We start from the raw sequence: 14906 nt of genomic DNA, 5'->3' as shown, positions 1-14906 counted from the left end.
TTCAAGCGCAATGTCGCTGCCCAGCCCCCGGCCAGAACGGCAAAAGCGGAGCCTAGGCTCCGCTTACAACTCACTCAGGCTAGTCCTTCAGACCGGCCATGCCATCGGCTGTTACATGCTATTCAGGAACGCTGACGCACTGCCTCGAACAAGCAGATACCGGTTGCCACAGAAACGTTCAGGCTGGATACCGTACCCGCCATCGGGATCTTGATCAGGTCATCGCAGGTCTCGCGGGTCAGGCGACGCATGCCTTCCCCTTCGGCGCCCATAACGATCGCCAGCGGCCCGGTTAGCTTGCTCTGGTAAATGTCGTGTGTCGCTTCACCGGCAGTCCCAACCACCCAGACGCCTTTTTCCTGCAACGCACGCAGAGTGCGCGCCAGGTTGGTAACGCGCACCAGTGGCACCACTTCAGCGGCCCCACAGGCCACTTTACTGGCCGTCGCGGTCAGCTGTGCAGAGCGATCTTTCGGCACAATCACCGCCAGCGCCCCAGCGGCATCGGCATTACGCAGACAAGCCCCTAGGTTATGCGGGTCTGTCACGCCGTCCAGCACCAGCAACAGCGGGTTTTCCTGGCTGGCCAACAGGTCATCCAGGTCATTCTCGTTGTACTGCTTACCCGGACGCACGCGGGCAATAATCCCCTGGTGCGCAGCACCTTTGACTTTATCGTCCAGCGCTTTACGCCCAGCCTGCTGAATTGTCACGCCCAGGCGTTGCAGTTCATTCAGCACTGGCAGCAGACGCTCATCCTGACGGCCTTTCAGGACAAAGACCTCAATAAAGCGGGATGGGTCAGTGTTCAGGACAGCCTGTACCGCATGGATCCCGAAAATGGTGTCATTACTCATTGCTTATTTCTTCTTCGCGACTCGTTCTTTCTTACCTAAACGCTGCTTTTTCTTGCGCGCTTTGGTCGACTTTTTCTTGGCTTTGCCTTGGTCAGCATCGCCTTTTTTGCCTTTAGGCGCTTTATCACCTTCCGACTTAGGGATCGCCCCATGCTTCAGCTGCTGACGTACCGAACGGCGCTCTTTCTGAGCCGGACTCTCGTCCTGCTGCGCTTCGCCATTCTCCACCCGGTACACTTTCATGCTCTGACGCTGCAGCCCTTCAGCTTTGCGCATCCGCTGTTTTTTCTCACGGTTGTCACGATCTTTCATCGTTTTACCGGCACGACGCGGCTTACGGCTACTGCCGACCAGGTCAAAGTCAATCTGGCGGTCATTCAGGTTTATGGACGCCACCTTCACTTTCACTGTATCACCCAACCGGAAAATCTGCCCGGAGCTGTCGCCCACCAGGCGCTGACCAATCGGGTCAAACTGGTAGTAGTCATTAGCCAGGTTGGAGATGTGAACCAGACCGTCGATATTGAGTTCGTTAAGGCGAACAAAGAAACCGAAACCGGTCACGTTGGCAATTACCCCGTCAAACTCATCGCCGACGTGATCCTGCATGTATTCACATTTCAGCCAGTCCGCCACATCGCGGGTTGCATCATCAGCACGACGCTCGGTCATCGAACACTGCTCGCCCAGGCTGTCCATGTCATCAAACGAGTAATGGTAGCCACCGGTCGGTGTCCAGCGATCCTGGTTCGTCCCTTCATGCTTGGCAATCAGGTACTTAATCGCACGGTGCAACAGCAAATCCGGGTAACGACGGATTGGCGAGGTAAAGTGCGCATACTGCTTCAGCGCCAGACCAAAGTGACCGATATTATCGGCCTGATATACCGCCTGCTTCATCGAGCGCAGCAGCATCGTCTGGATCAGTTCCTGGTCGGCACGACCATGGATCATGTTTGCCAGTGCCGCGTAATCCATCGGGGATGGCTCCAGGCCGCCAGACAGTTGCAGACCCAGCTCACCCAGGAAATCACGGAAACCGGTCAGACGCTCTTCTCCCGGTGCATCGTGCACCCGGTACAGCGCCGGCTCTTTGGCCTTTTCCACCAGTCGAGCTGAGGCGATGTTAGCCATGATCATACACTCTTCGATGATCTTATGGGCATCATTACGTTCAGCCGGCACAATGCGGTCAATCTTGCGATCCGCATTGAAGATGAATTGGGTTTCGACCGTTTCAAACTCAATCGCCCCACGCCCTTCACGCGCCTGTTTCAGCACCTTGTACATGCTGTACAGTTCTTCCAGATGCGGAACCAATGGCTTATAGCGCTCACGCAGCTCTTCGTCACCTTCCAGCATTTTGCTGACTTTGGTGTAGGTCAGACGCGCATGGGAGTTCATGACGGCTTCGTAATGTTTGAAACCTGACAGGTTGCCCGCTTCAGAGATGGTCATTTCACACACCATACACAGACGGTCAACCTGCGGGTTCAGCGAACACAGGCCATTAGACAGCACTTCCGGCAGCATTGGGATTACCTGCGACGGGAAGTATACCGAGTTACCCCGGCGCACCGCTTCCTGATCCAGTGCTGTGCCCGGACGAACGTAATAGCTGACATCGGCAATGGCAACCCACAGGCGCCAGCCGCCGGACTTTTTACGCTCACAGTACACGGCATCATCGAAGTCACGGGCGTCTTCACCATCAATGGTCACCAGCGGTAAATCACGCAGGTCAACCCGGCCTTTTTTGGCTTCTTCCGGTACTTCTTCCTTTAGCCCCTGAACCTGTTTTTCGACTTCAGCTGGCCACTCGTGCGGAATATCATAGGTACGCAGGGCAATCTCAATTTCCATACCCGGCGCCATGTTCTCGCCCAGCACTTCCACCACTTTACCCACGGCATTGTACTGACGGGTAGCACGCTGGGTGATTTCCACCACGACCACGTTACCCATGCGGGCGCCCTGGCGCTGGTCATTCGGAATCACGATATCCTGAGCGATGCGTGAATCATCCGGCACCACGTAGCCCATGCCGTCTTCGATAAAGAAACGGCCGACAATCTGCCCTTCGTAGTGTTTCAGCACCCGCACCACACGGCACTCACGGCGGCCACGTTTATCAACGCCGGCCACCTGCGCCAGAATGTAATCACCGTGGATCACGCCACGCATCTGATGATGCGGCAGCAACAGATCGTCGTCCTTGGCACTGCTGCCTTCCGGACGCAGGAAACCAAAGCCATCACGGTGGCCGATGACATGCCCTTTAATCAGATCAAGACGTTCAGGCAGGGCATAGCACTGGCGACGGGTAAAAATCAGCTGGCCATCACGTTCCATCGCACGCAGGCGACGGCGCAGGCCTTCGTATTGGTCTTCTCCTTCGAGATGCAGCGCTTCAAAGAGCTGATCGCGACTGACCGGGGTTTCATAACCACGGATCACATCCAGCAGCATTTCACGGCTGGGAATCGGGTTTTCGTAATTTGAAGCTTCGCGATCGCGAAAAGGGTCGACCGGTATATCGGTAGTACCTTTTGACATATTTTGATCCAAGTTAGCGAAGAAATACTTCAAGTATATCCGCGCCCTAGGTGAACAGACGGGAGCCAGGTCGAAATTTTGGCTCCCTTATGAGATTTCGAAGTGATTGATTCGCCTTCAGGCGACCGGCTGATCCAGTAACACCCGTAATGGCGGGTTGTCATTAATCATATCCGCCAGCGTATGGTTATCCAGTTCTTCAAGAAACGCTTGCCGGGCCGTAAAAAGGACTCCTTTTAGCCGGCATGCCGGGGTGATATGACAAAACTCTTCACTGCAATTGACGATCTGGAGCGGCTCTATTGCCCGCACAACCTCACCGATAATAATTTGCTCGGCCGGTTTGCCCAGACGGATCCCGCCGTTCTTGCCCCGAACCGTTTCCACATAACCCAGCTGACCCAGCTTGTTGATAATTTTCACCATATGGTTACGCGAGACACCATACACTTCGGTGACTTTGGTAATGCTGGCCAATTCCCCTTGCGGCAGGGTTGCCAGGTAGATCAGGGCACGCAGGCCGTAGTCAGTAAAACTCGTCAGTTGCACAATCACTCCTCCTGACGACATTTTAATCTTGTTATTGACCAAAAGATACAGATAAGATACAACTTATAACATTCATACTAAATACACCTTTAAAGGAAGCCAGCCATGCTCAGCCAGCAAACCATTGATATCGTTAAAGCGACCGCCCCAGTTATCGCGCAGACCGGTCCAGCCCTGACCGCCCACTTCTATGAGCGAATGTTCCGCCATAACCCGGAACTGAAAGATATTTTCAACATGAGCAACCAGCGCAACGGCGATCAGCGCGAAGCACTGTTCAACGCTATTTGTGCCTACGCCAACAACATCGAGAATCTGGCAGCCCTTTTACCGGCAGTGGAAAAAATTGCCCACAAGCACACCAGCTTCCTGATCACAGCCGAGCAGTACGCGATTGTCGGCCAACACCTGCTGGGCACCATTGATGAAATGCTGTCGCCGGGCGATGACGTGTTGAACGCATGGGGTGAAGCATACGGTGTCCTGGCAGAGGTATTCATTCAGCGTGAAGAAGCCATTTACCAGGAAAATGAGACTAAAAACGGTGGCTGGCGCGGAACCCGTTCGTTTGAGGTGATTGAAAAGCGCCGGGAAAGTGAAGTCGTCACCAGTTTTGTACTCAAACCGATCGATGGCCAGCCAGTTTCTGATTATCTGCCGGGCCAGTACCTGGGCATTAACCTCAAACCTGCCGGTTTTGAATACCGCGAAATTCGCCAGTACAGCCTGTCCTCCGCACCACAACCAGACTGCTACCGCATTTCCGTGAAGCGGGAAGAGGGAGGCAAAGTGTCATCGTATCTGCACGATACCCTGCAGGTCGGTGAGGTGATTGAGGTTATGCCACCCGCCGGGGATTTCTTCCTGGATGTTGAGCCAACCACGCCCGTGACCCTGCTCTCTGCCGGTGTCGGTCTGACCCCAACTCTGGCCATGCTGGAAACCCTGACCGCTCATCAGGCCGAAGTACGCTGGCTGCATGCCGCGGAAAACGGTGCTCAGCATGCCTTCAAAGAAAGCGTACAGCACCTGGTCCACCAATACCCTCATATCCACAGCCATACCTGGTACCGTGAGCCTCTGGCCAGCGACCAACCGGCAGAAGACTATCAGCATCAGGGGCTGATGGACCTGAATGTGATGGCTGATGAGCTGCGCGACCCGGCCATGCACTTTTACTTCTGTGGCCCGGTTGGCTTCATGCAGCATGTTGCCCGTCAACTGATCGAGCTGGGCGTGACTCCAGAACGCCTGCACTATGAGTGCTTCGGGCCACACAAAGTCCTGTAATCGCTCGGTAATTCCAACGAAAAAGAGAAGCCATTGGCTTCTCTTTTTTTGGTCGCAGAGCGTCTTTTTCATCGCCTGTTCAGCATGTCGCGGATGGCATGCTCGGCCATCACACGGTCGGACTCCCCACCGGTATTACCAGAAGGTCTCCCGCCGTTTGGCGCGGGCAATCACATTTGCCGGCATGCGCTGCTCAAGATTGCGCCTCAGCTTGGTGATTTGCGAGTGGATCTGCTGACTGCCCGTCGCGGTGTTATACAGCCAACGATAGGCATCCTCAAAATCGAGCGGACTGCCGTAATCAGACAGCAGCAGTTCCGCCAGCAAAATACGGGCATTCACATGCCCCATCGCCGCCGCTTCACGCAGATACGGAATCGCCCGCTCCTGATCCTGCTGCACCAGCTTGCCTTCCGCGTAATAGCGCCCTAACTGCTCCAGCGCTGCCGGAGAGCCTTGCTGTGCCGCCGCCTGCATGTAGTGCACTCCCAGCGTCACATTCCGCGGGACACACACACCCCAGGCCAGCATGTCGCCGTAAAGGAACTGGTAAGACGGCGATTCAACCCGGATAGCCCGGGCTTCAATGTCCTGCACCAGCTGACAGTCATCCGCTTTCACCTGCTGCAGATGGCGATTTTCAGCAAACAGCCGACTCAGCTCGTTGTCGGTGTACACAGGTACAGCATCCCCCACCTCTTCCAATGCGTGGGCAGGTGTGGCAGCCAGCAATGTGATAAGTAACAGGGATCGCAACGTCATGAAGGGCTCTCTATCCGAACGTAACTTGTGTATCGGCGGAGCGGGCGCAGACTTTAGGGAAAATCCGCAGGGACTGACGGTAACGCGGCAGGATTTCGGAACCCAAATCACAGACACAAAAAAGCCAGCCCGAAGGCTGGCTTTGACAAGGCATCAAACCTGACGATTATTCACCGTATGGGTGAACTTTGATGATCGTCTCGTTACGATCCGGGCCGGTAGAGATGATATCAACCGGTACACCAGTCAGCTCTTCCAGACGCGCGATGTAGTTCAGCGCCGTCTGTGGCAGTTCGTCCAGAGTTTTCACACCGAAGGTGCTCTCAGTCCAACCAGGCATCGTTTCGTAGATTGGTGTGACGTTCTCGTATGCATCTGCCGCCATTGGAGATACTTCCAGAACCGTACCATCAGCCAGTTGGTAACCCGTACAGATCTTGATTTCTTCCAGGCCGTCCATCACGTCCAACTTGGTCAGACAGAAACCAGAGATTGAGTTGATTTGTACTGCACGACGCATTGCAACAGCATCGAACCAGCCACAACGGCGCTTACGGCCAGTTGTTGCACCAAATTCGTTACCTTTCACACCCAGGTGTTCGCCAACATCGTCAAACAGCTCAGTCGGGAATGGGCCAGCACCTACGCGAGTACAGTAAGCCTTCGCGATACCCAGGATGTAACCCAGGTGACGAGGACCAAAACCAGAACCAGCAGCCACACCACCAGCAGTCGTGTTAGAAGACGTTACGTATGGGTAAGTACCGTGGTCAATGTCCAGCAGTGTGCCTTGTGCACCTTCGAACATGATCTTGTCACCACGCTTACGCGCGTCGTCCAGCTCCTGAGTCACGTCAATCACCATAGACGTCAGGATATCAGCCTGTGCCATGATCGCTGCCAGCACGTCATCGTAGCTAACAGGCTCAGCATTGTAGTAATGCTCAAGCTGGAAGTTATGATAAGCCATAACTTCTTTCAGTTTCTCAGCAAAGGCTTCTTTGTCGAACAGGTCGCCCACACGAAGACCGCGGCGAGCCACTTTATCTTCGTACGCAGGACCAATACCACGGCCTGTTGTACCGATCGCTTTCTTACCACGCGCCAGTTCACGCGCCTGATCAAGAGCAATGTGGTATGGCAGAATTAGCGGACAAGCTTCAGAAAGGAACAGACGTTCACGAACAGGAATACCACGCTCTTCCAGCTGGCCCATTTCTTTCATCAGAGCGTCTGGGGAAAGTACAACACCGTTACCGATGATGCATTTCACGTTGTTGCGTAGAATACCTGATGGGATCAGGTGAAGAACCGTTTTCTCACCGTCAATGACCAGTGTATGACCCGCGTTGTGGCCACCTTGGTAGCGCACTACATACTTCGCATCTTCGGTCAAAAGATCAACGATCTTTCCCTTACCTTCGTCACCCCACTGGGTGCCAAGAACGACTACATTGTTTGCCATCTTTCTTCGTCTATCAGTAGTTAAAAAGGGATTCTAGCACCTTACTCGACGCCTTGCAGTCATTTTTTGACCATGTACGCGCGCACGCCAGTCCTGCTCAGGCTTCGTCAGTGCCTATTACAGTCTAGTGTACATAATGTAAGCGACCACACTCCCGGCAACCACCAGGCACCCGCCAATACGGCGCAGGGTATTGTCATCCTGCTGACTGAGCTGGCTCACCATCTCCCGCCACCCCCGAGGAGCCAGCAACGGCCCCAGCCCCTCAAAGACCAACACCAGGCCCAGGGCCAGCCATATTGCATTACTCATTCGTTCTCTCCTAAGCTAAACCGGAAAATTATACGCCTGAATAAAAAGCAAAAAAAAGGCAAGACCGAAGTCTTGCCTTTTCAACCGGGATTCCGCGCTTAGTTGGCGGCTTTCGATTCGTTCATGTACTGGAAGAAATCACTGTTAGGATCCACAACCAGAATGTCGTTCTTCGAGTTAAAGCTGTTTTCGTACGCTTTCAGAGAACGCAGGAAGTTATAGAATTCAGGATTCTTGTTGAATGCCTGAGCATAAATTTCTGCGGTTTGTGCGTCAGCGTTACCCCTTACGACACGCGCTTCACGGTCAGCCTCAGACAGAATTTTCGCTACTTCCAGCTCAGACTGGGCGCGAATGACTTCAGCCTTCTCACGGCCCTGAGAACGGTGCTTACGAGCAACCGACTCACGCTCGGCACGCATACGACGGTAGATAGACTCACTGATCTCGTCCGGCAGGTTGATTTTCTTCATTCGGAAGTCAACCACATCCACACCGAGGTCTTTCTTGGCACTGATCTGAATGTCTGCCAGTACGTTCGCCATAACCTGATCACGCTGGCCTTCCACTGTCTTACGAGGTGCCACTTCCGCCACAATCTCAGTAGCAGGAGCCGTTTCGTCAGACACCAGGTTCGCGTTATCGGCTTTCTGGCTACGCTCAGGACCTGACACGATCTGCTTAATTTCACGTGAACCGATTTCAGCACGCAGGCTGTCGACCACTTTACGCTTCAGCAGAGCCTGTGCCGTAGAGGCATCACCACCACCGGTCGCCAGGTAGTACTGACCGAAATCTTCAATACGCCATTTAACATAGGTATCGATGATCACGTCTTTTTTCTCTGACGTTACGAAACGGTCAGCCTGATCGTCCATCGTCTGAATGCGGGCATCCAGCGTACGTACGCGGTCAAAAACCGGCACTTTAAAATGCAGACCCGGCTCGTAAATACGAGCGACATCGGTATTAGCATCTTTCAGGATACGACCGAAACGCACCACAATACCGCGCTCGCCTTCCTGCACCACGAACATTGACATCAGCAATGTCGCGATGAAAATCACGATAACCGGGATCATTAACTTACGCATAATTAATATCTCCCTTGACGGCCTGTCTCGCCACGCGGCGCAGCAGAGACCGGAGCGGTTTCAACTTTCTCCAGCTCAATGTCGTAATTCACTGATGAGCTGCTGCTGGCTGGCTGAGTCTTCTGCTGAGTCGGGTTGACCAGCTTATCCAGTGGCAGGTACAACAAATTGCCGCTCGACTTAGAATCAACCATAACCTTACTGGTGTTCGCGTACACGCGTTCCATGGTTTCAAGGTACAGACGGTTGCGGGTAACTTCTTTCGCCGCCATGTACTGAGGCAGAAGTTTCTCGAACTGTGCCACTTCACCCAGCGCACCGTTGATTACACGCTCAGAGTAACCTTCCGCTTCTTTCTTGATACGCTCCGCACGACCAGTCGCTTTCGGCAAGATATCATTGCTGTAAGCTTCCGCTTCACGTACGAAACGTTCCTCATCCTCGCGAGCCGCAATCGCGTCATCAAACGCGTCTTTGACCGCTTCTGGCGGACGAGCAGACTGGAAGTTCACATCCACGACCAGCAGACCCATGTCGTATTTCTGGATGATGCTATCGATCGCTTCCTGCGTGTTGGAACGGATCACCTGACGACCAGTCGTCAGCGCTTCGTCCATGGTCGAGTCACCGATCACTGCACGCAGTGCAGAGTCTGTGGCCTGACGCAGGCTGTCATCCGCATTAGATACACTGAACAGGTATTTCTGCGGTTCTGCCACACGGTACTGAACATCCATCTCAACTTTCAGGACGTTCTCGTCTTTCGTCAGCATCAGACCTGAGCTACGCAGCGAGCGAATAGCCTGAACGTTAACTGGCGTCACTTCGTCGATAAACGTTGGTTTCCAGTTCAGGCCCGGATCGACCATCTCATAGAATTTACCAAAACGCAGTACCACACCGCGCTCAGCTTCACCAATGGTGTAGAAGCCGGAGAAGCCCCACACCGCTGTAGCTAATACCGCAATCGCCCCCAAACCGGCAACGCTACCACCCGTTGAAGGCCCTTTTTTATTCCCCAAAAAGCCACCAAATTTTCGACTCAGTTTCGAGAAAACTTCATCGAGATCCGGCGGACCTTGATCACGACCACCGCGATTATTGTTCCCCCAAGGGTCCTTATCGCGGCCGCCGTTGTTTCCAGGCTCATTCCACGCCATTATAGAACTCCATCAATATGATATGACGACAGTTTTTTTTATTACTCTAGCAGTCCATTAAGCAACGATAAAGTCATCTAACGAAGTACTTTCCCTTTTTTGCAACCGAGACCACTCTGCTAACGGCAGGCGAATATCGATTTTGAGACTACCGTCAGTGTCGTATTCTTCACTGATAATGCAGCCCATCTGGTAAAACTTACTGCGGATCCTGCCGATGTACTGAGGCGGAACCCGTAATGTATGTTTCACCATGGTGCCTGACAGACGTTCCGTCAGGGCTTCAAACAACAGATCGATACCCTGACCGTCGATTGCCGAAACCCATACCCGACGTGGTACGCCGTCATCGTCTCGTTCAATGCGCGGCTCCGCACCTTCCAGGTTGTCGATTTTATTCATCACAACCAGAGATGGCACTTCATTGGCTTCGATCTCTTCCAGCACGGTGTCTACCGCTTCGATGTTCTCACGGAAGCGATCGTCACTGGCATCCACCACGTGCAGCAACAGGGTTGCATCCTGGGTTTCTTTCAATGTTGCTTTAAACGCCGCTACCAGATCGTGCGGCAGGTGCCGGATAAATCCCACGGTATCGGCCAGAATCGTGGTTCCGACATCCGCCACGTCAATTTTTCGCAGCGTCGGATCCAACGTGGCAAACAATTGGTCAGCGGCATACACCCCGGCATCCGTCACCCGGTTAAACAGGGTGGATTTACCGGCGTTGGTATAACCGACCAGCGAGATCGTCGGTATCTCTGCCCGGTTACGGGCCCGGCGCCCCTGATCACGCTGCTTGGCCACTTTGTCCAAACGACGCAAAATCGTCTTAATCCGCTCGCGGAGTAAGCGGCGGTCAGTTTCCAGCTGCGTTTCACCCGGACCACGTAAGCCAATCCCGCCTTTCTGTCGTTCAAGGTGGGTCCAACCCCGGATTAATCGAGTGGAGATATGGCGTAGCTGGGCGAGCTCTACCTGCAGTTTACCCTCGTGGGTGCGTGCACGCTGAGCAAAGATGTCAAGGATAAGACCGGTTCGGTCCAGCACCCTGCACTTGCAGATCTGCTCCAGATTTCGCTCTTGCGCTGGAGAAAGAGAGTGGTTGAATAGAACAATTTCGGCCCCTTCGGCCCGAACTGCTTCGGCAATTTCCTGCGCTTTACCTTCTCCCACGTAATATTTAGGGTGGGGAGTTTTACGACTACCTGTTACCACACGTAGCGCATTGACTCCCGCGGAGGAGACCAGCATTTCAAATTCGCTTAAGTCTTCCCACTCCCCTTCTTGCGTGAAGTTGATATGAACAAGAATTGCCTGCTCACCGGATTCATAACGGTCAAACAAGCAATCAACTCCTTAATGAAGAATGATTATTCTTCAGTTTTTTCCTGGGCACGATCAGAAGGCTGACGATCACCGGCGTGGTGATGGTTTACTGGACGCGCCGGCACAACAGTCGAAATCGCGTGCTTGTATACCATCTGGTTTACCGTGTTTTTCAGAAGGATCACAAACTGATCAAAAGACTCAATCTGACCCTGCAGCTTGATGCCGTTGACCAGGTAGATTGATACAGGGATTCTTTCACGACGCAAAGCGTTCAAAAACGGGTCTTGCAGAGATTGCCCCTTAGCCATTATTTCTTTTCCTTATTTGTTTGTAGTTGTAGTTAGCAACGAACAAAATTAAAAATACGCAAAACAGTAGTGAGTATACACGTTAATCAACCCGCACATCTAACTGAGTTTGTGACGGTTTGTAACGCTTTGTCCACGTCCCCACTGTCCAACCACGTCAACTCATTCCAGCTTCTCAGCCAGGTGATCTGACGTTTCGCCAATTGACGGGTGGCGCAGATGCCGCGGAACACCGCTTCATCCAGGCTGCACTGCCCGTCCAAATATTCCCACATCTGGCGGTACCCCACACAGCGTATTGAAGGCAGATCCGGATGCAGATCTCCCCGTTCATACAAAGCACGAACTTCCTGTTCAAAACCTGCTTCGATCATCTTGTCAAAACGCTGTTCTATCCGCCGATGTAGAATAGCCCTATCCATGGGAGTAATTGCAAATTGGTGAACCCGGTACGGCAGGGATTCACCTTGAGTTTTCGTAAGCTCAGTTAAAGTTTTACCCGAAATACGAAAAACTTCCAATGCCCGTGACAGCCGCTGCGGATCATTCGGGTGAATGCGAGCTCCGGAGACCGGATCAATCCGCTTTAGCTCATCGTGCAAGGCCTGCCAGCCTTTTTCTGCTGCCTCCAACTCGATACCGGCACGAATGGCCGGATCAGCCGCCGGCAACGGGGACAACCCTTCCAGCAAAGCTTTGTAATACAACATAGTGCCGCCAACCAGCAGGGGGATCCGTCCCGCAGCCACTATATCAGCCATTTCTTTCAGTGCATCAGCACGAAAGTCCGCGGCTGAATAACTTTGCGCTGGATCACGAATATCAATCAACCGGTGCGGTGCCTGCGCCAACTCTGTGGCATCAGGCTTGGCTGTACCAATATCCATCCCTTTATAGATAAGGGCGGAGTCAACGCTTATCAACTCGACCGGTAGCTGCTGGCGCAAGCGAATCGCCAGATCAGTTTTGCCCGAAGCCGTCGGGCCCATCAAAAATATCGCCTGTGGAAGTGGCTTAGTCATAATCAAATGCTTCTATTGCTGCGGCCAAATCAACCGGGCGCAGCAGTTCAGAGTAATAGTGTTCAAGATCAGCGCCCCACAGCTGTTCCAGTTCCGTAACCAGCTGAATGGCCTGCGACAGGCTGAAGGCCTGTGGTGCCAGTACCAGTTGGCGACTCATCCAGTCCAGCAGTTTGTCCCAGCCCTGGGCTTGTGGATCGTCAGCCACGGCCGCCAGGTATCCCAAAAGCATCGGGATCAGTTGCTGCAGGTTTTGCTGCCGCAGCGGTTGGCTGACCGATAAAATCACAATATGTTGCGTTCCCTTCGCTTTCAGCTGAATGCCCAGCTGTTTGAGCAAGAGCGCGTGCTGTTCTGCACAGTCTAACATACTTGGCTCAACCGGTACGGAATGCGGGATCAGCAACGGCTGGGGCTTGAGACCTTCTGACTGCGCCATCCGCAACTGGCCTTTGCAACGCAAATGCGCCGCCCGCTCCAGAGAAAGCAAAGCGACGCCTTCATCACGGCTCAACAGCAGGTATTTGCCAGCGACCATACACAGGGCCTTACCCAGCCCGATCCCGTTACTGCCGTCGACGGCATTTTGCGACAACGCAGTCGGAGCCGTTACGCGGGCGGGCATCGCTGCCGCCGGCACAGCCGAAGATGGCTGACTGGCTGCCGAGCGTACAGACGAGCTTGGCTCACGGCCAGAAAGCGGCGCCATCGCCGGTCGCACATCAGCCGAAGTCGAGCGTTCAGAGGCAGGGCGGGCTGATGCCGCACCGTCATAGTGGTTAGCCGGCCTTTCCGCTGACTCTGCCGTCTGCAGCAGACGTTGATACGTAGCGACTTCCTGCGGCGACGGCCCATCTTCGCCTCGCGGACGCGACGTGGCAGGGCTACCTGACGGATGCGTAAAGGCTTCCGGTCGCATCTGCTCCCGGGACGGTACTGACGGCTCTCTCGGTCCGGTCCCTCGGCCGTTGTCTTCTGACGATGGCGCGCTGGCTCGCCCAGTGCCGGATCCTGATGATGGCATCCAGTCTTTGGTTGGTGCTTTGTTCGGGTAATCCGGCGTACGCGCTGCCGCAGCCAGTGATACTGAGGGTTCTTCAACCTGATACGACGCACTCTGCGACGCCGGGTAAGCGGGCGACGGTGTGGCTTGAGCGCTGGCACGTGGCGCCGGCACCTGAAAATTGGCTGCCTCGCCAGCCCCTTCAATCAGAGCGCTTTGCAGCCCCTGACAAATAAAATCATGCACCAGCCGCGCCTGATGGAAACGGACCTCGTGTTTGGCCGGATGGACATTGACATCAACCTGATGCGGGTCGACCTCGATAAACAAGACATACGCCGCGTACTGATCCGGGGCTAGGCTGGTTTCGTAAGCCTGACGAATGGCATGGTTGATCAGCTTGTCTTTCATCATCCGACCGTTGACATAACAGTACTGGATATCATTTTGCGACCGTGCACCTTGCGGCGTACAGATCCAACCAGTCAGTTTAAAGCCGCCATGCTCCAGCTCGACCGCCAGCGCGTGGTCCAAAAACGGTCCACCGCAAATCGCCGCCAACCGACGCTCTTTCTGAATCTGGGTCGTTGCCGCACGGTACTGACGGATCATTTTGCCGTTATGGCGCAGATTAAAACTGACGTCCATCCGGCTGAGGGCAATCCGCTTGAGCAGCTCATCAATATGGCCGAATTCAGTTTTTTCAGTGCGGAGGAATTTGCGGCGGGCGGGGGTATTAAAAAACAAGTCCAGCACTTCCAGGGTAGTGCCGACCGGGTGTGCCGCAGGCTTGAGCTGGACTTCCATATCCCGGCCTTCCGCATAGGCAGACCAGGCTTCTTCCTGCGCCACGGTGCGCGAGGTCAGGGTCAGGCGGGACACCGAGCTGATACTGGCCAGTGCTTCTCCCCGAAAGCCAAGACTGAGGATCGCTTCCAGATCATCCAGCGTAGCAATTTTTGAGGTCGCATGCCGGCTCAGCGCCAGCGACAACTCATCCTTGGGAATACCACAGCCGTTATCCCGAATGCGGATCGTCCGGCTGCCCCCTTTATCGATATCGATGTCTATCCGGGTTGCACCGGCATCGAGGCTGTTTTCGACCAGCTCTTTGACCACCGATGCGGGCCGTTCTACCACCTCACCGGCCGCAATCTGGTTCGCCAATCGGGCTGGCAAGATCTGAATTGGCATAA

The 14906-nt window shown here is 54.1% G+C and carries 13 protein-coding genes; 1 reads left to right on the top strand and 12 read right to left on the bottom strand.

The window, feature by feature from the left end; translation table 11 throughout:
- Positions 1-122: 122 nt before the first annotated feature.
- The 3 genes from rlmB to nsrR all read right to left on the bottom strand — a co-directional run bounded on the left by rlmB (position 123) and on the right by nsrR (position 3962).
- Positions 123-857, bottom strand: coding sequence for a 23S rRNA (guanosine(2251)-2'-O)-methyltransferase RlmB (rlmB, locus tag PGW97_RS01355; protein WP_047887598.1), 735 nt, complete (start codon positions 855-857; stop codon positions 123-125).
- Positions 858-860: 3 nt separating this feature from the next.
- Positions 861-3413: a ribonuclease R gene (rnr, locus tag PGW97_RS01350; protein WP_047887597.1), complete on the bottom strand. Its 2553-nt coding sequence runs from the start codon at positions 3411-3413 to the stop codon at positions 861-863.
- Between the two features lie 117 nt (positions 3414-3530).
- Positions 3531-3962, bottom strand: coding sequence for a nitric oxide-sensing transcriptional repressor NsrR (gene nsrR, locus PGW97_RS01345; protein WP_047887632.1), 432 nt, complete (start codon positions 3960-3962; stop codon positions 3531-3533).
- 105 nt (positions 3963-4067) lie between these two features.
- Here nsrR and hmpA point away from each other — a divergent pair, with 105 nt between their 5' ends.
- Positions 4068-5252, top strand: coding sequence for an NO-inducible flavohemoprotein (gene hmpA, locus PGW97_RS01340; protein ID WP_273858261.1), 1185 nt, complete (start codon positions 4068-4070; stop codon positions 5250-5252).
- Positions 5253-5387: 135 nt separating this feature from the next.
- Here the strand turns inward: hmpA and motX are convergent, their stop codons facing one another.
- The 9 genes from motX to mutL form a co-directional block, all read right to left on the bottom strand.
- Entirely contained in the window at positions 5388-6014 is a 627-nt protein-coding gene (gene motX / locus PGW97_RS01335) for a flagellar protein MotX (protein ID WP_217391901.1), read from the bottom strand.
- Positions 6015-6180: 166 nt separating this feature from the next.
- Complete coding sequence (locus PGW97_RS01330) at positions 6181-7479, bottom strand: adenylosuccinate synthase (RefSeq protein WP_047887594.1); 1299 nt, start codon at positions 7477-7479, stop codon at positions 6181-6183.
- A 117-nt stretch (positions 7480-7596) separates the two neighbouring features.
- Positions 7597-7791, bottom strand: a complete 195-nt coding sequence (locus PGW97_RS01325) for a DUF2065 domain-containing protein (protein ID WP_047887593.1) — start codon at positions 7789-7791, stop codon at positions 7597-7599.
- 98 nt (positions 7792-7889) lie between these two features.
- Positions 7890-8885, bottom strand: a complete 996-nt coding sequence (gene hflC / locus PGW97_RS01320; protein WP_273858257.1) for a protease modulator HflC — start codon at positions 8883-8885, stop codon at positions 7890-7892.
- Positions 8886-8887: 2 nt separating this feature from the next.
- On the bottom strand, positions 8888-10045 hold the full coding sequence (gene hflK, locus PGW97_RS01315; RefSeq protein WP_047887591.1) for an FtsH protease activity modulator HflK: 1158 nt from the start codon (positions 10043-10045) through the stop codon (positions 8888-8890).
- Positions 10046-10102: 57 nt separating this feature from the next.
- Positions 10103-11392 (bottom strand): ribosome rescue GTPase HflX, encoded by a 1290-nt coding sequence (gene hflX, locus PGW97_RS01310; protein WP_047887590.1) that lies wholly within the window; start codon positions 11390-11392, stop codon positions 10103-10105.
- 26 nt (positions 11393-11418) lie between these two features.
- On the bottom strand, positions 11419-11685 hold the full coding sequence (gene hfq, locus PGW97_RS01305; protein WP_047887589.1) for an RNA chaperone Hfq: 267 nt from the start codon (positions 11683-11685) through the stop codon (positions 11419-11421).
- A gap of 86 nt (positions 11686-11771) precedes the next feature.
- Positions 11772-12707, bottom strand: coding sequence for a tRNA (adenosine(37)-N6)-dimethylallyltransferase MiaA (miaA, locus tag PGW97_RS01300; protein ID WP_047887588.1), 936 nt, complete (start codon positions 12705-12707; stop codon positions 11772-11774).
- Positions 12700-14904 (bottom strand): DNA mismatch repair endonuclease MutL, encoded by a 2205-nt coding sequence (gene mutL / locus PGW97_RS01295; RefSeq protein WP_273858255.1) that lies wholly within the window; start codon positions 14902-14904, stop codon positions 12700-12702. The genes miaA and mutL overlap by 8 nt, the downstream gene beginning before the upstream one ends.
- Positions 14905-14906: the final 2 nt, after the last annotated feature.

Origin of the sequence: Photobacterium sp. GSS17, assembly GCF_028621875.1 — a bacterium.
Taxonomy (GTDB): domain Bacteria; phylum Pseudomonadota; class Gammaproteobacteria; order Enterobacterales; family Vibrionaceae; genus Photobacterium; species Photobacterium ganghwense.
This window is presented reverse-complemented; position numbering and strand designations above follow the sequence as displayed.

What these genes read in the sequence shown, in the direction of transcription:
- rlmB (WP_047887598.1), bottom strand. Translation starts at nt 857, where the DNA reads ATGAGTAATGACACCATTTTCGGGATCCATGCGGTACAGGCTGTCCTG.
- rnr (WP_047887597.1), bottom strand. Translation starts at nt 3,413, where the DNA reads ATGTCAAAAGGTACTACCGATATACCGGTCGACCCTTTTCGCGATCGC.
- hmpA (WP_273858261.1), top strand. Translation starts at nt 4,068, where the DNA reads ATGCTCAGCCAGCAAACCATTGATATCGTTAAAGCGACCGCCCCAGTT.
- motX (WP_217391901.1), bottom strand. Translation starts at nt 6,014, where the DNA reads ATGACGTTGCGATCCCTGTTACTTATCACATTGCTGGCTGCCACACCT.
- PGW97_RS01330 (WP_047887594.1), bottom strand. Translation starts at nt 7,479, where the DNA reads ATGGCAAACAATGTAGTCGTTCTTGGCACCCAGTGGGGTGACGAAGGT.
- PGW97_RS01325 (WP_047887593.1), bottom strand. Translation starts at nt 7,791, where the DNA reads ATGAGTAATGCAATATGGCTGGCCCTGGGCCTGGTGTTGGTCTTTGAG.
- hflC (WP_273858257.1), bottom strand. Translation starts at nt 8,885, where the DNA reads ATGCGTAAGTTAATGATCCCGGTTATCGTGATTTTCATCGCGACATTG.
- hflK (WP_047887591.1), bottom strand. Translation starts at nt 10,045, where the DNA reads ATGGCGTGGAATGAGCCTGGAAACAACGGCGGCCGCGATAAGGACCCT.
- hfq (WP_047887589.1), bottom strand. Translation starts at nt 11,685, where the DNA reads ATGGCTAAGGGGCAATCTCTGCAAGACCCGTTTTTGAACGCTTTGCGT.
- miaA (WP_047887588.1), bottom strand. Translation starts at nt 12,707, where the DNA reads ATGACTAAGCCACTTCCACAGGCGATATTTTTGATGGGCCCGACGGCT.
- mutL (WP_273858255.1), bottom strand. Translation starts at nt 14,904, where the DNA reads ATGCCAATTCAGATCTTGCCAGCCCGATTGGCGAACCAGATTGCGGCC.